Genomic DNA, 16,949 nt, shown 5'->3' with positions numbered 1-16,949 from the left:
CAAGATAATGTGGATGGCTGTGATCCGGATGCTGTCGGATACGAGCGGGATTTTGCCGAATGCGATCCGGATGCTGTCGAATATGAGCGGGATTTTGCCGAATGCGATCCAGATGCTGTCGAATATGATCCAAATGGTAATTGTGCCTGAAGTCGAATCCCATAATGAAAAGCGTCCCCGCAGCCTGGGGACGCTTCCGGGATTTAATATTCCAATGTCTTCGGGACAGAGGGCAGGTTCTTGTCCTTATAGATCTGCCTGGCAAGCAGCGTTTGCAGGATAACGAATAATCCGCCGATGGCCCAATATAGAGGGAGGAACGCTGCTGCTCCAAAAGAAGCAGCCCCCATCATAATGGGCATGATATAAGTAAAGACCGCCATTTGCTTTTGCTGTTCGGCAGGCTGATCCATCTGGGAGACCTTAGCCTGCAGGAAGTAAACAGCAGCAGCAATGATTGGCATAATTGGGTCCGGACTTCCCAAATCAAACCATAAAAAAGAATGGGCGGCAATTTCCGGAGTCCTTTGAATCGCAAAATAAAAACCAAAAAGAATCGGAGTTTGTATAAGAATGGGCAGGCAGCCGGCTGCGAGCGGATTGTACCCGTGCTTTTGATAGAGCTGCAAAGTTTCCTGCTGCATGAGCCGCTGAGCATCCGCATCTTTTTTCTTATCCTTGTATTTTTCCTGAAGTTTTTTCATTTCAGGCTGCAGCCCCGCCATCTTCTTTTTCATTTCCTGCTGATTTTTATATTGCTTCATCATAAATGGCATCAAAAGCAGGCGGACAAAAAAGGTGACAAGGATGATCGCTATTCCATAGCTGCCGCTGAACAGGGAAGCGGTATAGGTAATCAATGCGGACAAAGGGAATACAACAAAATGATTAAAGATTCCTGCCGTTTCGCTGCTGATCGGTGTATGATCCGCCTGACAGCCGCTTAAAAGCAGGATGATGATCAGGAAAAAGCTAGACCGTTTAAGGAACGTGAATATGGGTGATTGGTTTGGCATGTGTGCCCTCCTCGTATGGTTGGATAAACTGGGATATACGAGAAGGGGCGGCGGTCGCCATCATCATCCGGAGCGGCAGCCATTTTCATCACGTTTATGATCCACGCGTGAACCTTGTCTTGTCCGCCGGTAAATAACCGCGGCGGTTTTCGATCGGAAACCGCTGGTGTAAAGCCGTCTTTAAACGGCAGTCCTGCATGAACGTTTTTGCCGGCTGCAAAAGTAAGAGCCAATGCTCCGCCGGCTGAAACAATAAGACTGATGAGCATAATAAAGTGGCTGACATCATTCAAAAAATCCAGATCCATTAGCACCCATATTCACCTCCTTCTTATGTAATACTTATATTATATCATTTATCTGGCGCGGACATACGAAACCGCCATCAAAGGATGGCGGTTCTGCTTCGCTTAAAGCTCTGAATCTTTAATATGTGCAAGCGGCATCAGGATTTCTTCTGGGTGAAACGGAGCAAGCTCTTTCCCTTTTTCTATCTTCCTGGGAGCATCCGGATTGGCCAATGCACCAGTGCCGAGGCTTACAAAATCAGCATCCCCCGAACAAAGTAAGGAAGAAGCCTTCCTCGGATCCTGAAGCTGTCCATTTGCGATCACAGGCAATCCGCTGAATGCTTTAGCAGCCGCGGCGAGTGATTTTGTTCCATCACCGAAGGATGAGGCGGTTCCGTCTGCATCCGTTACATGAATATAGTCCAGCGGTGCTTTTCCGAGAGTTGAAAAAATGGCTTCCGCATCTTCTTCACCGTTCTTCCATTTGTAGCGGGGATCCGAGACCTTTGCCTGTGAAATCCGAATGCCGATGATCATATCGTTGCCTGCTGCCTGCTGAACGTCATAGATGATTTCAAGCAGGAATCGCAAGCGGTTTTGCAAGGACTCCCCGTATGAGTCTTCTCTCGCATTTAATTCGGGGGTTAAAAACTGATCCAATAAATAGCCGTTGGCTCCATGGATTTCAACTCCGTTAAAGCCAGCCTGACGGGCATTCATTGCAGCTGCTGCAAATCCTCTCTTCACATTTGTGATGTCATGATCGCTCATTTCCCTAGGCGTCGGATAAGGGCCTTTGCCCCCGTAAAATTCGAGCTGCTCTCCACGCGGCGGGATGGCGGATGGAGCTGCCGTTTCATTTGTATAGCGGTTTCCCTGTGATTGCCCCCCGGCATGCATAAGCTGGGCAATCATTAAAGCCCCATGTTTCTGGACCGTTTCCGTAATGGGCCTCCAGGAAGCAATATGTCCTGCCGACACAAGACCCGGCTGATTTTCATATCCCTGGCTGTAAAGGTCGTCCGTATAAATTCCTTCTGATATGACAGCGGCAAAGCCCCCTTTGGCGTACCGCTTATAATACCGCTCCATACGGGAATTGGCCATCCCGTCCTCATCAGCACTTATTCTCGTCATAGGGGAAACAAGCAGCCGGTTCTTTAACTTATAAGGCCCTAGAAGCTGGCTTGAAAACAGCTCAGAATAGGTAGACATCGTCATTCCTCCTAATTTTGCGTCTAGAATCACACATACCCTTTTTCCGAAAAAAATCACATCCTGGCACCTTGGGGTGTTTGCGTACATGCAGATTGTGAAATAAAAGAAATAGACAAAAAGGAGGCTTACTCAATGACAATCAAGGCCATTTTATTTGATGCATACGGAACATTGTTTGATGTGTTTTCAGTAAAAGAAAAATGCGGACAATTTTTCGAAGGTAAAGGAGAGGAATTAAGCAAAACCTGGCGGGAAAAGCAGATGGAGTATTTTTTTCTTAGCCAAATTCTTCAAAAATACGAACCATTTAACGAACTCACAGAAAAAGCATTAAGAGCAGCACTGGACCTTCATGGAGAAGAAGCAGACCGGAATACAATGAGCGAGCTTATGAAAGCATATGAACAGCTCACTCCATTTGAAGAAACAGAAGAGGTCTTAAAAAGTCTTAAAGGCAGACAAACGTACATTTACTCGAATGGTACGAAGAAAATGCTTGATCCTTTGATTGAACATAACGGCTTAACAGACTGGATCGGAGCTTTAAGTGCAGATGAAATCCGGCAGTATAAACCCTCACCGGCCGCCTACAGCTACGCGATGGAAAAGCTCGGGCTGAATAAAAAAAACATTTTATTTGTTTCATCCAATCAATGGGACATTGCAGGTGCCGCAAGCTTCGGATTCAGAACAGCCTGGATCAACCGGAAAAACGAACCCGTCTCAAGCCTCGGCTATCATCCAGAATATATTTTCAGGGACCTGAAAGGCCTTGAAGCTGTTCAATGATGAGAGGCCTGCATGCAAAACTTTTTTTTCCGTGATAGAATAAATCTATTACTATACAGGGAAGAGGGAGTTACCCAATGCTGACGAAGGCGATCTTGGCATTGATTTTTCCATTTGTTCTCGTTGTGCTCTTTACGAGAGTCACATACAGTTATATTGTCGGAACGTTGCTGACTGCGGCATTAATTATTGCATCCTACCTTAAGGGCTACACCCAGTTTGATTACATCGTGGGGCTGGATGCTGTATCCCTTGTAGCCGGAGCCATGTATGCGAGGAAAATGACGCGAAAGCCAAACCATTTGAATAAATAGACACAGGCGCTGTCTAAAAACCTTTCAAAGAGAAGAAAGCCCGGGAAAGCTGATTGAGCATTCCCGGGTATTTTAATTTGATTATGTCTATTCCCAAAGGTTCGTTCCCCTTTTCAAACCCGTCCCTGAAACCGATAACGCGCAGCAGTCTCCTTTGCATTATTGCATTGAGTAATCTCCGCCATTGCAAATAGAGAAAATACCCCCAATTACCGAACCAAAAAGCAAAGCAGCTGCCTTATGGCTTGATTAACTTTCCCTCTGAAACGAAAAAGCCGAAGCGGGCACCCTCTTATGTGCCGGAATTTCTGATTAAAAAGATTGCAGAACACTAAAAGCGGGAAACCTGTAAGACAGAATGAAAAAATACCGCAAACGTCAGTTCGTATGTTTGGAAAAACTTCCACGGACTATGGTAAAATATGATTACGATATTGCGTGAATTGGAGGCCTTTTTGTGGAACAGCGCTTTGAATTAGTTTCGAAATATCAGCCGGAAGGGGATCAGCCTGCGGCTATTAAAAAACTGGTTGAAGGAATTAATGAGGGCAAGAAGCATCAGACGCTTCTTGGTGCAACAGGAACGGGGAAAACCTTTACTGTTTCAAACGTCATTAAGGAAGTAAACAAGCCAACGCTTGTCATTGCCCACAATAAGACGCTGGCCGGCCAGCTCTACAGCGAGTTCAAAGAGTTTTTCCCGAACAACGCTGTAGAGTATTTTGTGAGCTATTATGATTACTACCAGCCGGAAGCCTATGTTCCGCAGACGGATACCTTCATTGAAAAGGATGCAAGCATCAATGATGAAATTGATAAGCTGCGCCATTCGGCCACGACTTCATTATTTGAGCGCAGAGACGTCATCATCATTGCCAGTGTATCCTGCATCTACGGCCTCGGTTCACCGGAGGAATATAAAGAACTCGTCGTTTCCCTGCGGACCGGCATGGAGCTTGAGCGCAACCAGCTTTTAAGACGCCTTGTAGACATCCAGTATGAACGGAATGACATCGACTTTAAGCGCGGAACGTTCAGAGTGCGGGGAGATGTAGTGGAAATTTTTCCGGCTTCAAGAGATGAGCACTGCATCCGGATTGAATTTTTCGGAGATGAAATTGACCGGATCCGCGAGGTGGATGCATTGACGGGCGAGATATTGGGCGAGCGCGAGCATGTCGCTGTCTTCCCTGCATCCCACTTCGTCACAAGAGAAGAAAAAATGCGCGTAGCCATTGAAAACATAGAAAAAGAGCTGGATGAAGAATTAGCCAAAATGCGCGAGGCCGGTAAACTGCTTGAGTCCCAGAGACTTGAACAGCGGACACGCTATGATCTTGAGATGATGAGAGAAATGGGATTCTGTTCAGGCATTGAAAATTACTCCCGTCATCTTACATTGAGGCCTCCAGGCTCAACCCCTTATACCCTGATTGACTACTTTCCCGATGACTTCATGATCGTAGTGGATGAGTCCCACGTAACTCTTCCGCAGGTGCGCGGCATGTTCAACGGGGACCAGGCAAGAAAGCAGGTTTTAGTGGACCATGGCTTCCGCCTGCCCTCGGCTAAGGACAACAGACCGCTCCGTTTCGATGAGTTCGAGGAGCACATGACGAATATGATCTATGTTTCAGCCACTCCAGGTCCTTATGAAATCGAACATACAGATGAAATGATCGAACAGATCATCCGCCCGACCGGATTGCTGGACCCGAACATTGAAGTGCGGCCGATCCAGGGGCAGATTGATGATTTAATCGGAGAAATCAATGCAAGAGTGGAACAAAATGAACGGGTTCTAGTCACGACCCTGACGAAAAAAATGTCAGAGGATCTGACGAATTATCTGAGGGAGATCGGCATTAAGGTCACGTATCTCCATTCTGAAATCAAAACGCTTGAGCGGATCGAAATTATCCGGGATCTGAGACTCGGCAAGCACGATGTTCTTGTCGGCATTAACCTTTTAAGAGAAGGACTTGATATACCGGAAGTATCGCTGGTGGCAATTCTTGATGCCGATAAAGAAGGCTTCCTCCGCTCAGAACGGTCTCTCATTCAGATTACAGGCCGGGCAGCGAGGAACTCAAACGGCCACGTCATTATGTATGCCGATAAAGTCACCAATTCAATGGATATTGCCATTAAAGAAACACAGCGACGCCGTGAAACGCAAGAGGAATATAACAGCAGGCATGGAATTGAACCAAAGACAATCCAGAAGGAAATTCGCGATGTAATCCGAGCCACAATGGAAGCGGTGGAGGAAGATACCGATCAGGCAGCACCGAAAATAGCGAAGCTCACTAAGAAAGAGCGCGAAAAAGTAATTGCCCAAATGGAAAAGGAAATGAAGGAAGCAGCGAAAGGCCTCGATTTCGAACGGGCTGCCGAGCTTCGTGACTTGCTAATAGAGCTGAAAGCGGAAGGATGACAAATGTATGGCCAGTGAAGAGATTGTTGTAAAGGGAGCCAGGGCCCATAATCTGAAAAACATAGATGTTTCCATTCCGAGAAACCAGCTTGTCGTTTTGACAGGCCTCTCGGGGTCAGGCAAGTCTTCCCTTGCATTTGACACGATTTATGCGGAAGGACAGAGACGGTATGTTGAATCGCTCTCTGCCTATGCAAGACAGTTCCTCGGGCAAATGGATAAACCGGATGTAGATTCCATCGACGGGTTATCTCCTGCTATTTCCATTGATCAGAAAACCACGAGCCGCAACCCGAGATCCACCGTTGGAACCGTTACAGAGATCTATGACTACCTGAGACTGCTGTATGCCCGTGTCGGCCGCCCGGTCTGCCCGAATCACGGCATTGAAATTACTTCCCAGACGATTCAGCAGATGGTGGACAGGATCACGGAGCTCCCGGAGCGGACAAAGCTGCAGGTTCTCGCTCCAATTGTTTCAGGAAGAAAAGGCACACATGCCAAAACGCTTGAGGACATAAAAAAGCAGGGCTATGTGAGGGTCCGGGTCAATGGCGAGATGCAGGAGCTCTCTGAGGAGATTTCCCTTGAGAAAAATAAAAAGCACTCGATTGAAGTCGTGATCGACCGGATTGTGTTAAAAGAGGGAATTGAAGCAAGGCTGAGCGATTCTCTTGAAGCGGCCCTCGCCTTAGGAGAGGGAAAGGTCATGATCGACGTGATTGGGGAAGAGGAGCTGCTTTTCAGTGAGCATCATGCCTGCCCCTATTGCGGATTTTCAATCGGCGAGCTTGAACCGAGAATGTTTTCATTTAACAGCCCGTTCGGCGCCTGCCCTTCCTGTGACGGCCTTGGGTCTAAGCTTGAGGTCGATTACGATCTCGTGATTCCAAATGATCATTTAACCCTTAACCAAAATGCGATCGCACCGTGGGAACCGACCAGCTCACAGTACTACCCGAAGCTTCTCGAAGCAGTGTGCAGCCATTTCGGAATTGATATGGATGTTCCGGTCAAAGACATGCCGAAGCATCAGCTCGACAAAATTCTTCACGGGAGCGGGAAGGAAGAAGTATACTTCCGCTATGAGAATGATTTTGGACAGGTAAGGGAAAACTATATAAAATTCGAAGGCGTTATGAAAAATATCGAACGCCGGTACCGGGAGACAAGCTCTGACTATATCCGTGAACAAATGGAAAAATATATGGCCCAGCAGCCTTGTCCCGCATGTAAAGGATACCGCCTGAAAAAAGAAACGCTGGCTGTGAAAATTAACGGACGCCATGTAGGCGAATCCACCACACTTTCTGTGCAGGATGCATACGATTTTTTTGGAAGTCTCGATCTGACAGAAAAAGAATTGAAGATTGCGAACCTGATTTTACGAGAGATCAGGGAACGGCTCGGGTTCCTTGTAAACGTCGGACTTGATTATCTGACGCTTAACCGGTCTGCCGGTTCTTTATCCGGGGGTGAAGCCCAGCGGATCCGGCTTGCCACCCAGATTGGTTCAAAGCTGACCGGAGTTCTCTATATTCTGGATGAGCCATCAATCGGACTTCATCAGCGTGACAATGACCGCCTGATTGAAACACTGCAAAACATGAGAGATATCGGAAATACGCTGATTGTTGTCGAGCATGATGAAGACACGATGCTCGCAGCAGATTATTTAATTGATATAGGACCGGGTGCAGGAGTCCATGGTGGGAATGTTATTTCTGCAGGCACCCCGAAGCAGGTAATGAAGGATAAAAATTCTTTAACCGGAATGTATCTGTCAGGTAAAAAGTTCATACCGCTCCCTCAGGAAAGAAGAAAGCCGGACGGCCGCTATATTGAGGTCAAGGGAGCAAATGAGAACAACCTGAAGAATGTGAACGTTAAGTTCCCGCTGGGGACTTTTATCTCGGTAACGGGTGTTTCCGGGTCAGGAAAAAGCACCCTTGTAAACGAAATACTTCATAAGTCGCTCGCACAAAGACTTCACAAAGCGAAAACAAAGCCCGGCGAGCATAAGGAAATACTGGGGATCGATTATCTGGATAAGGTTATTGATATCGACCAATCTCCAATCGGGCGTACACCCCGTTCCAACCCGGCAACCTATACGGGCGTTTTTGATGATATCCGCGATGTATTTGCTTCAACCAATGAAGCAAAGGTGAGAGGGTACAAAAAAGGACGATTCAGCTTCAACGTTAAAGGCGGCCGCTGCGAGGCATGCCGCGGGGACGGAATTATCAAAATTGAGATGCATTTTCTTCCCGATGTCTATGTGCCATGCGAAGTGTGCCACGGAAAACGCTACAACCGGGAAACGCTTGAAGTAAAGTATAAAGGGAAAAACATCTCAGACATTCTCGAAATGACGGTAGAAGATGCTCTGGAATTTTTCGAGAACATCCCGAAGATTCATCGTAAGCTCCAGACCATATTTGATGTAGGATTAGGCTACATCACGCTTGGCCAGCCGGCTACCACACTGTCCGGAGGAGAGGCGCAGCGGGTTAAGCTGGCTTCGGAGCTGCATCGCAGATCGACCGGCCGCTCCTTGTATATTCTTGATGAGCCGACTACCGGTCTTCACGTCGATGACATTGCAAGACTCCTGAAAGTCCTCCAGCGGCTTGTAGAAAACGGTGATACGGTTCTCGTTATCGAGCACAATCTTGACGTGATCAAAGCCGCCGACTATCTTGTGGATCTGGGACCTGAAGGAGGAAATGGCGGCGGACAAATTATCGCTGCAGGAACCCCTGAACAAATAATGGAGGAAAAAGCTTCCTATACCGGCCGTTATTTGAAACCGATCATTGAACGTGAACGGGAACGCATGAATAACCTGGTTAAAGAAGCGGTAGCGAAATAAAGGAGATCAGCCCTTTTAATGGGGCTGGTCTTTTTCTAATGCCGTGTGCCTGTGCGGCTGGCAAGCCCATTGCTGGTTGACCAGGCTGACGCACCCCCTTAAAAACGAAACCTACTGAAGCAGTATTCCGTACTACTTATTAAAGGAGCTGAACCGTAATGAAAACAAATAAAGTCTTATCGTCCCTATGTTATTTCAGTGTGCTGTTTGCCCCATTCTTATTTCCGCTGATTGTTTATTTTGCCGTAGATCATCCGGAGTCAAAAGCACATGCGAAAAAGTCGTTTTTCTCACATGTGATCCCCGCTGTAACAGTAGCTGCTTACATTCTAATTTTCTTTGGCGCCGCTTTTGCCGAGCAGGATCAGCTTGTTGGGATTGTATTTTTATCCGGTTTTCCGGTCGTCCTGATTGTGAACCTTATTGTATTTGTTTGGAACATTGTGAAAGGAATCAAGATTTTAAAGACCGTATAAAGGGATTGATTTTCATTTTGCCGAATAGGGTTAATAAGAGTGCCAATTGAAGGAGGAATAACTGTGCAGGAAGAACGCAGAAGAATTCTTAGGCTCGTTGAGGAAGGGAAGCTGACAGTAGAGGAGGCTCTTGCCCTTATTGAAAAATTGGATCATGAAAAAGAGAGCCATGAAAAGAAATGGGCTTCCTTTTCACCGTCCATCCTGTTGAAGAAGGATGAAAAAGAAGGACAGACATCAGGTTCTGCAGAGAATCAGGAGGGGTTTGGGTCCGGCAGCAAAACCGCATCCAAACTCATGGGCTGGGTTGACTTTGCAGTGAAAAAAGTGAAAGAGCTCGATTTGGATTTGGCAATTGGTCCTGCTTTTGATGTCAGCCACATATTTCAGTACAGCGGGAAAGGCCTTATGGAATGGGATGTTCAAATTGTAAATGGCAACGTCACATTCAAGCCGTGGCATGAGGATGAGGTAAGAATTGAATGCGAGGCGAAAGTTTATCAGATTGAGGATGCGGATCAGGCAAAGGAGGCATTCCTGAAAAATTTCTACTGCGACCTGGAAGGAAGCAAATTAAGGGTTCAGTGCGATAAAAAAGCCATGAAGGCAAATGTGGTGATTTTCCTGCCTGCAAAGGTATATGAATCGGCAAAAGTTAAGCTGTTTAACGGCCCGATAAGAGGGGAACAGCTAACAGTGAAGGATTTTAAAGCTAAAACCGCCAATGGAGTGATTTCCTTAACCTCACTCACTGGTGAAAAAGCAGAGCTGGAAACAGCAAACGGTCAGATTAAACTGGCACAGCATGAATTTCAAACCGTCGAGGCAGAGACCATCCATGGAATGATCGATGTAAGCGGAGCGGGGCGCAAGCTGGACCTGCAAAGCTTTAACGGAAGGATTCAGCTTCAGGTGTCCGATCCGGAATGCAAAACCATTCATTGCAGCGCAGCAACAGGCAGCGTTGAAATATCAATCCCTCAAGCCATCAAATCCGCAGGGCAATTGAAAACCAATCTCGGCTCTCTGCATTGCTATTTGGATTCGCTTGAGATTACCGGAGAAAAACATGAAACCATCGCCAAAGAGCTGAAATTCCGGTCCAATGAACATGCTGCTGGAGATCTTTCTGTATTTGCTGATTCGAAAACCGGCTCTGTTGTATTAAAACATATTGAGAGGTGAAATCAAGATGCTGACAAAATCACGGACGAACAAAAAACTTGCTGGAGTACTGGGCGGCATTGCGCAGAGATTCGGATGGAATGCGGATTTGCTGCGTGTCATCTTTATCATCGCCCTATTTCCGACGGGAGGAGCTCCATTAATCATTGCTTACTTCGTACTCGTTCTTTTATTAAATAAAGAAGGAAACGAATCTAATGGGTAGGTGGATCATCAGCGTTCTCATTAACGCCGTTATTTTAATGGTGTGTGCGCTGATTTTTAAAGACAATTTTTATATCGCCAGCATCTGGGCTGCCGTTGGAGCAAGCCTGGTGCTGTCAATTATCAATTTTTTAATCAAACCCTTCCTGGTCATCCTGACCTTGCCGGTAACGGTTTTGACATTCGGGCTTTTCCTGTTTGTTATTAATGCCATTACCCTGATGATTACGCAGGGGCTCATGGGAGATGCCTTTAATATTGACGGATTCGGAACCGCCATTTTGGCATCGATTGTCATTTCACTCCTGCATCTTGTGGTGCAGAAGGGTGTCATTGAGCCAATGAGGAAAGAAAAGTAGACCAGCGTGCAAACGCTGGTCTTTTTCTTATCCTGACTCCTTCATTTTTCCACCTGTAAATTCACAAAAATGTGGGAATAATAACGATCAGGTGATGAAATGAAATACATTCGCATTCTTCTCATTGTGCTGGTCGTTTTTTTCTTAACCGCCCTGCCGTTTAAAGGGCATGCAGACGAAGATTCCTTCTCCTTTGTATGGATGTCGGATACCCAGTATTACGCGAAAAGCTATCCGGAAATTTTAACGAGCCAAATGAATTGGCTGGTCAACCGCCGAAGAACAGAGCGGCTCTCCTATTTAGTCCATACCGGTGATCTCGTTCATAACCCGGATCAGTTCAGCCAGTGGGAAAGAACCGACCGTGCTTTTCAGAAGCTGGAGACTCATGGTTTTTCATACGGCGTTTTACCAGGAAACCACGACTTTATTGAAAATGGTTCCCATCAGCCTTATTATCAATTTTTCGGCGCTCATCGCTTTAAATCTAAGCCTTATTACAAAGGCTCTTTTCTTGATAACTGCGGCCACTATGACACGGCCGGTGGAAAAGTCTTTATATATATGGGATGGTGCAAAGCAGGAAAGGGAGAGCTCAAATGGATGAATCGGGTTTTAAAGCATCATAAAGACAAGGAGGCCGTTCTGGCGTTTCATGATTACCTGACCTTTAAGGGAACACGCAGCCGGAATGGGGAAAAAATATATAGACACGTCGTCGTTCCAAACAAAAATGTAAAGCTCGTGCTGAGCGGGCATTATTATGGGACCGCTATGAAAATGGACATTCCTCAAAGCGGGAGAATAGTGTTTCAGATGCTCTCCAACTATCAAAGCTTTTCTAAAGGCGGAGGCGGCTATTTGAAAATATTCACATGGAATCCCTCAGGAATCCGGGTCAGAACCTACTCTCCTTATTTAAATAAAGAACGGGGAAAGCCATTTGAGCTGAAGTACGAATAAACCTCCTTTTCAGGAGGTTTTTTGGTTTCCTCCGGACCAGGTCCATCGTACCTGCCCTTGCATTAAGACCTGGGAAGCTGAGAAGCGTTTCCAACTGCCGAATGTCCCATTAGGCTTTATGAACTTAACCCCTTGTGAGCCCGATTCTATCTGGAGGGATTTAATATTCTGAAAAGCTATGTGGTCCGTAATAAAAGTGCTAAAATGGAAGAAGATTTTACATATGGTGGTTTGGCAAAAGGAGGGCTCATGATGCCTAAAGTACGAACGAAAGATTTAATGGAGAAATTCACTATGGAATTGGTGAGCGGTGAGGAAGGCATTAACCGGCCGATTACGACGAGTGACTTGTCAAGGCCAGGTCTTGAGATTGCAGGCTATTTTGCCTATTATCCAAAGGACCGCGTCCAAATTCTGGGAAAAACAGAGCTCTCTTTTTTTGAGAAGCTGCAGCGGCACGAAAAAGAAGAGCGGATGAATGCGTTATGCACCTCTATTACACCGGCTATCATTGTTTCAAGGGAGCTGGAAATCCCGGAGGAACTCATGGAGGCTTCAGAAAAAAGCGGAGTTCCCGTTTTACGGTCCTCAATGAAAACAACCCGCCTTTCCAGTCATTTAACGAATTTTCTTGAAAGCAAGCTTGCTCCTACGACCGCCGTTCATGGTGTGCTCGTTGATATTTACGGAGTAGGCGTGCTGATTATTGGAAAAAGCGGAGTGGGGAAAAGTGAGACAGCCCTTGAGCTGGTTAAACGGGGACATCGTCTCGTAGCCGATGACTGTGTGGAAATCAGGCAGGAGGATCAGAATACGCTGATCGGAAATGCACCCGAGTTAATTGAACATCTGCTTGAAATCCGCGGTCTGGGTATTATCGACGTCATGACATTATTCGGTGCCGGAGCGGTTCGCACCAATAAGCGGATTACGCTTGTCATCGATCTTGAAACGTGGGATCCGAAAAAGCAATATGACCGCCTTGGTCTAGAGGAAGAAACGATGAAAATCATTGATACAAACATTCAAAAGCTGACGGTACCGGTTCGGCCGGGACGAAACTTAGCTGTTATTATTGAAGTGGCTGCCATGAACTTCCGATTGAAACGAATGGGACACAATGCAGCAGAGCAATTCACGACAAAGCTTGCCGATGTAATTGAAGAAGGCGAACGATAAGAATCAGAACAGGAGTTGAAGAACATGTTTGGAACGATTCAGCCAATTGATCCGATTGCTCTTAATCTGGGAGGGCTGCAGATCCATTGGTACGGAGTAATAATAGGCCTAGGTGCCCTTCTCGGATTATGGATAGCGGTCCGGGAAAGTGTGAGAAGGGGTCTCCATAAGGATACATTTGTCGATTTGGTTCTCTTCGCGATTCCGATCGCTATTATTTGCGCAAGGCTCTATTACGTTGCCTTCCAGTGGGATTACTATTCTCAAAATCCGGCAATGATCCCTCAAATTTGGCAGGGCGGCCTTGCGATCCATGGCGGTCTGATTGGTGCCGTGATCACTGCGGTTATTTTTGCGAAAATCAAAAACTTATCATTCTGGAAGCTTGCGGATATCGCAGCCCCAAGCATTATCCTTGGTCAGGCAATTGGACGCTGGGGCAACTTTATCAACCAGGAGGCCTTTGGAGGACCGGTTACGAGAGAATTTCTGGAAAACCTGTATTTGCCTGAATTTATCATTAATCAGATGTACATAAATGGCCAGTATTATCACCCGACCTTCTTATACGAATCGCTTTGGAATTTCGCAGGCTTCGCCTTGCTCCTATTCCTGCGCAGAGTAAATTTAAGAAGAGGAGAACTGTTTTTATCCTACGTCATCTGGTATTCCATCGGAAGGTATTTCATCGAAGGGATGAGAACCGACAGTTTAATGCTGACGGAATCACTGCGAATTGCTCAGGTGATTTCAATCGTGCTGATTCTAATCGCTATTGGCTTTATCGTTTACAGAAGAATAAGCGGATCGGCAAAAGAGCACTATCTTGATGCATAAGGGGGAGTGATTAGACTGAAGGGGAGCTTAGCAAAAGGCTGGAAGGCAGGACTGGCTACAACATGGACACTTGGAAAAGTGATTTTTCCCGTCACGCTGCTTGTAGGGATTCTTCGCCATACACCGGTTCTGGATTATCTTATTCAGGCCATCACCCCTTTGATGGGACTGATTGGTCTAAGAGGAGAAGCGGCCATACCGCTGGTTCTCGGTAATTTTCTGAACCTTTATGCCAGAATTGCCGGTATTTTAACACTTGATTTAACCGTTAAAGAGGTATTCATCCTCGCCGTTATGCTTTCGTTTTCTCATAATCTGATCATTGAATCTACAGTTGCTGCAAAGGTAGGCATCAAGCTCTGGCTGATTCTCGCTGTCCGCATCGGCCTCGCGCTCCTATCCGCTGCCGTTATTAATCTTGTGTGGCGCGGCGGAAGTGAAATGGCACAATACGGCTTTATCCAAAAGAGCGAAGCCGCCCCGAACGGCTGGGGAGAAATTTTACTCGATGCATTTGGAAAAGGCCTGCTTGGAATCGTTCAGCTGGCGGCCATTGTTATCCCTCTAATGCTGATCATGCAGCTGTTAAAGGATTATGGCTGGCTGACGGTTTTTTCAAAGTGGATGGCGCCTGTAACAAGATTCCTTGGAATGAGGGAAAACACTTCTATGACGCTTGTGGCAGGTTTAACAATTGGTCTTGCTTATGGAGCTGGAGTGATGATCCAAGCGGTAAAAGAAGATGGGGTCAGCTACCGTGACCTGACACTCGCCTTTATTTTTCTCGTTTCCTGCCATGCCGTAGTAGAGGATACGCTGATATTTGTTCCGCTTGGCATCCCTGTTCTTCCTCTATTTCTCATTAGAGTCATCACGGCGGTATTATTGACCGTAATTATTGCAAAGCTATGGAAACAGCCAGATTCTTCAGCAAGAAAGGAACCCGCAAATGAAAAGAAATACCATTCTGTTTGATTTGGACGGAACGTTAATTAATACGAATGAATTGATCATCGAATCCTTTTTACACACACTCAATCATTATAAGCCCGGTGAATATGTGAGGGAGGACGTGCTTGCGTTCATCGGTCCGCCTCTCTCTGATACGTTCACCGCAGTGAATCCGGAAAAAGTGGAAGAAATGATCGTCATGTACAGAGCCTTCAATCATAAACGGCATGATGAGCTTGTAACCGAATTCGCAACAGTGTACGAGACGGTCGAAAAACTTCACCAGGCAGGCTATAAGCTCGGAATCGTTACAACGAAAATAAGAGACACCGTGAACATGGGGCTGAAGCTGACAAAACTGGATCAGTTTTTCGATGTCGTCGTTACGCTAGACGATGTCATAAACGCTAAGCCCCATCCCGAACCAGTGCTTAAAGCCCTTAAATTGCTCGATTCCAAGCCGGAAGAGGCGATCATGGTTGGAGATAACCACCATGATATCGAATCCGGAAAAGCAGCCGGAACCCTTACAGCCGGTGTTGCCTGGACCATTAAAGGAAGAGAATACCTGTCAGGCTATAAACCCGACTTTATGCTGGAGCAAATGAGTGATTTGCTGCCAATCGCAGGAGTGGAGGAAAGGTGAGGAAAACAACCCGCTACCCTGTATCCGGCTCTAATTCCCTTTGGCACATTTACAAAACTGTGCCATTCTGGAAGGTAGCTAAAAACTTTATGGTTATTCAGATTGCCAGATACACCCCATTTCTCGGGATGAAAAACTGGCTTTACCGGACGTTTTTAAAAGTAAAGGTTGGAGACCAAACCTCCTTCGCCCTCATGGTCATGCTGGATATCATGTTTCCGGAAAAAATTAAAGTGGGGCGTAATTCCGTAATCGGCTACAACACAACCATCCTTGCGCACGAATACCTGATTAAAGAATACCGTCTTGGCGACGTGATCATAGGGGACGAAGTAATGATCGGAGCCAACAGCACCATCTTACCCGGAGTCACAATCGGCCACGGTGCCATTGTATCCGCCGGAACCCTCGTCCACAAAGACGTTCCGGATGGAGCCTTTGCTGGCGGAAACCCGATGCAGATCATTTACACAAAAGAAGAAATGGAAAAACGAGCACTCATGGAGCCCGCCGGACAGAACGATTAATCTGTTTAGCGGGTTTTTTCCTATATGGGTGATGAATCGGGGAAAAGAGACTGGCGGGTAGGGGACGGTTGTGATTTTGGGGGATGCTTGGACCGGTGGATGTCTGACAAGAATGTCAGACAACGCGGTTGAAGGGTGTGGATGTCAGACAAGGATGTCAGACAATGCGGTTGAAGGGTGTGGATGTCAGACAAAAATGTCGGACAACGCGCCTGAAGGGTGTGGATGTCAGACAAGAATGTCAGACAGCGCGCTGAAAGGTGTGGATGTCAGACAAGAATGTCAGACAACGCGCTGAAAGGTGTGGATGTCAGACAAGAATGTCAGACAACGCTTTGAAAGGTGTGGATGTCAGACAAGAATGTCAGACAACGCGGTTAAAGGGTGTGGATGTCAGACAAGAATGTCAGACAACGCGCTGAAAGGTGTGGATGTCAGACAAGAATGTCAGACAACGCGCTGAAAGGGCTGAATGTCAGACAAGAATGTCAGACAACGCGCTAAAAGGGGTGGATGTCAGACAAGAATGTCAGACAACGCGCTGAAAGGGGTCGATGTCAGACAAGAATGTCAGACAACGCGCTAAAAGGGGTGGATGTCAGACAACAATGTCAGACAACGCGCTAAAAGGGGGTGGATGTCAGACAAGAATGTCAGACAATGCGCCTGAAGGGGTTGGATGT

18 protein-coding genes are annotated in these 16,949 nt (G+C 46.5%); 15 read left to right on the top strand and 3 right to left on the bottom strand.

Going from position 1 to position 16,949, the window contains the following annotated elements:
- Positions 1-9: 9 nt before the first annotated feature.
- Positions 10-150 carry a hypothetical protein gene (locus ACQCV8_RS01790; RefSeq protein ID WP_426842823.1) on the top strand — a complete coding sequence of 47 codons (141 nt, stop codon included), beginning with the start codon at positions 10-12 and terminating at the stop codon, positions 148-150.
- A 53-nt stretch (positions 151-203) separates the two neighbouring features.
- Here ACQCV8_RS01790 and yidC read toward each other — a convergent pair whose 3' ends face one another.
- The 3 genes from yidC to ACQCV8_RS01775 form a co-directional block, all read right to left on the bottom strand.
- On the bottom strand, positions 204-1,016 hold the full coding sequence (gene yidC, locus ACQCV8_RS01785; protein ID WP_426842822.1) for a membrane protein insertase YidC: 813 nt from the start codon (positions 1,014-1,016) through the stop codon (positions 204-206).
- Entirely contained in the window at positions 962-1,330 is a 369-nt protein-coding gene (locus ACQCV8_RS01780) for a hypothetical protein (RefSeq protein ID WP_426842821.1), read from the bottom strand. The genes yidC and ACQCV8_RS01780 overlap by 55 nt, the downstream gene beginning before the upstream one ends.
- 96 nt (positions 1,331-1,426) lie before the next feature.
- Positions 1,427-2,521, bottom strand: coding sequence for an NADH:flavin oxidoreductase (locus ACQCV8_RS01775; RefSeq protein ID WP_426842820.1), 1,095 nt, complete (start codon positions 2,519-2,521; stop codon positions 1,427-1,429).
- 135 nt (positions 2,522-2,656) lie between these two features.
- On the opposite strand from ACQCV8_RS01775, the gene ACQCV8_RS01770 reads away from it, so the two are divergent.
- From ACQCV8_RS01770 to ACQCV8_RS01705, 14 genes are all read left to right on the top strand, one after another.
- Positions 2,657-3,313: a haloacid dehalogenase type II gene (locus tag ACQCV8_RS01770; protein WP_426842819.1), complete on the top strand. Its 657-nt coding sequence runs from the start codon at positions 2,657-2,659 to the stop codon at positions 3,311-3,313.
- 77 nt (positions 3,314-3,390) lie between these two features.
- Positions 3,391-3,627 (top strand): CsbA family protein, encoded by a 237-nt coding sequence (locus ACQCV8_RS01765; protein ID WP_426842818.1) that lies wholly within the window; start codon positions 3,391-3,393, stop codon positions 3,625-3,627.
- A gap of 457 nt (positions 3,628-4,084) precedes the next feature.
- Positions 4,085-6,064 carry an excinuclease ABC subunit UvrB gene (uvrB, locus tag ACQCV8_RS01760; protein ID WP_426842817.1) on the top strand — a complete coding sequence of 660 codons (1,980 nt, stop codon included), beginning with the start codon at positions 4,085-4,087 and terminating at the stop codon, positions 6,062-6,064.
- 7 nt (positions 6,065-6,071) lie between these two features.
- A complete protein-coding gene (gene uvrA / locus ACQCV8_RS01755; RefSeq protein WP_426842816.1) occupies positions 6,072-8,939 on the top strand; it encodes an excinuclease ABC subunit UvrA in 2,868 nt (955 codons plus the stop codon).
- Positions 8,940-9,097: 158 nt separating this feature from the next.
- Entirely contained in the window at positions 9,098-9,415 is a 318-nt protein-coding gene (locus tag ACQCV8_RS01750) for a hypothetical protein (RefSeq protein WP_426842815.1), read from the top strand.
- A gap of 63 nt (positions 9,416-9,478) precedes the next feature.
- The gene (locus ACQCV8_RS01745; protein WP_426842814.1) at positions 9,479-10,600 is read left to right on the top strand and encodes a DUF4097 family beta strand repeat-containing protein; all 1,122 of its coding nucleotides are present in this window, start codon (positions 9,479-9,481) and stop codon (positions 10,598-10,600) included.
- A 7-nt stretch (positions 10,601-10,607) separates the two neighbouring features.
- Entirely contained in the window at positions 10,608-10,805 is a 198-nt protein-coding gene (locus ACQCV8_RS01740) for a PspC domain-containing protein (RefSeq protein ID WP_426842813.1), read from the top strand.
- Positions 10,798-11,163 (top strand): phage holin family protein, encoded by a 366-nt coding sequence (locus ACQCV8_RS01735; RefSeq protein ID WP_426842812.1) that lies wholly within the window; start codon positions 10,798-10,800, stop codon positions 11,161-11,163. The genes ACQCV8_RS01740 and ACQCV8_RS01735 overlap by 8 nt, the downstream gene beginning before the upstream one ends.
- A gap of 99 nt (positions 11,164-11,262) precedes the next feature.
- On the top strand, positions 11,263-12,126 hold the full coding sequence (locus tag ACQCV8_RS01730; RefSeq protein ID WP_426842811.1) for a metallophosphoesterase: 864 nt from the start codon (positions 11,263-11,265) through the stop codon (positions 12,124-12,126).
- 252 nt (positions 12,127-12,378) lie between these two features.
- On the top strand, positions 12,379-13,305 hold the full coding sequence (gene hprK, locus ACQCV8_RS01725; protein ID WP_426843348.1) for an HPr(Ser) kinase/phosphatase: 927 nt from the start codon (positions 12,379-12,381) through the stop codon (positions 13,303-13,305).
- Positions 13,306-13,329: 24 nt separating this feature from the next.
- Positions 13,330-14,142: a prolipoprotein diacylglyceryl transferase gene (gene lgt / locus ACQCV8_RS01720; RefSeq protein ID WP_426842810.1), complete on the top strand. Its 813-nt coding sequence runs from the start codon at positions 13,330-13,332 to the stop codon at positions 14,140-14,142.
- A gap of 15 nt (positions 14,143-14,157) precedes the next feature.
- Positions 14,158-15,117 carry a nucleoside recognition domain-containing protein gene (locus ACQCV8_RS01715; RefSeq protein WP_426843347.1) on the top strand — a complete coding sequence of 320 codons (960 nt, stop codon included), beginning with the start codon at positions 14,158-14,160 and terminating at the stop codon, positions 15,115-15,117.
- Complete coding sequence (ppaX, locus tag ACQCV8_RS01710) at positions 15,092-15,739, top strand: pyrophosphatase PpaX (protein ID WP_426842809.1); 648 nt, start codon at positions 15,092-15,094, stop codon at positions 15,737-15,739. The genes ACQCV8_RS01715 and ppaX overlap by 26 nt, the downstream gene beginning before the upstream one ends.
- Complete coding sequence (locus ACQCV8_RS01705; RefSeq protein WP_426842808.1) at positions 15,736-16,266, top strand: acyltransferase; 531 nt, start codon at positions 15,736-15,738, stop codon at positions 16,264-16,266. The genes ppaX and ACQCV8_RS01705 overlap by 4 nt, the downstream gene beginning before the upstream one ends.
- The last annotated feature ends 683 nt before the right edge of the window (positions 16,267-16,949 follow it).

The sequence above is a fragment of the Metabacillus sp. 84 genome (assembly GCF_050107715.1).
In the GTDB taxonomy this organism is placed as follows: Bacteria; Bacillota; Bacilli; order Bacillales; family Bacillaceae; genus Metabacillus_B.
The sequence above is the reverse complement of the archived record's forward strand: the minus strand, read 5'-3'. Positions and strand labels throughout refer to the sequence as shown.

What these genes read in the sequence shown, in the direction of transcription:
- ACQCV8_RS01770 (WP_426842819.1), top strand. Translation starts at nt 2,657, where the DNA reads ATGACAATCAAGGCCATTTTATTTGATGCATACGGAACATTGTTTGAT.
- ACQCV8_RS01750 (WP_426842815.1), top strand. Translation starts at nt 9,098, where the DNA reads ATGAAAACAAATAAAGTCTTATCGTCCCTATGTTATTTCAGTGTGCTG.
- ACQCV8_RS01765 (WP_426842818.1), top strand. Translation starts at nt 3,391, where the DNA reads ATGCTGACGAAGGCGATCTTGGCATTGATTTTTCCATTTGTTCTCGTT.
- ACQCV8_RS01740 (WP_426842813.1), top strand. Translation starts at nt 10,608, where the DNA reads ATGCTGACAAAATCACGGACGAACAAAAAACTTGCTGGAGTACTGGGC.
- hprK (WP_426843348.1), top strand. Translation starts at nt 12,379, where the DNA reads ATGCCTAAAGTACGAACGAAAGATTTAATGGAGAAATTCACTATGGAA.
- ACQCV8_RS01735 (WP_426842812.1), top strand. Translation starts at nt 10,798, where the DNA reads ATGGGTAGGTGGATCATCAGCGTTCTCATTAACGCCGTTATTTTAATG.
- ACQCV8_RS01730 (WP_426842811.1), top strand. Translation starts at nt 11,263, where the DNA reads ATGAAATACATTCGCATTCTTCTCATTGTGCTGGTCGTTTTTTTCTTA.
- yidC (WP_426842822.1), bottom strand. Translation starts at nt 1,016, where the DNA reads ATGCCAAACCAATCACCCATATTCACGTTCCTTAAACGGTCTAGCTTT.
- lgt (WP_426842810.1), top strand. Translation starts at nt 13,330, where the DNA reads ATGTTTGGAACGATTCAGCCAATTGATCCGATTGCTCTTAATCTGGGA.
- ACQCV8_RS01775 (WP_426842820.1), bottom strand. Translation starts at nt 2,521, where the DNA reads ATGTCTACCTATTCTGAGCTGTTTTCAAGCCAGCTTCTAGGGCCTTAT.
- uvrA (WP_426842816.1), top strand. Translation starts at nt 6,072, where the DNA reads ATGGCCAGTGAAGAGATTGTTGTAAAGGGAGCCAGGGCCCATAATCTG.
- ppaX (WP_426842809.1), top strand. Translation starts at nt 15,092, where the DNA reads ATGAAAAGAAATACCATTCTGTTTGATTTGGACGGAACGTTAATTAAT.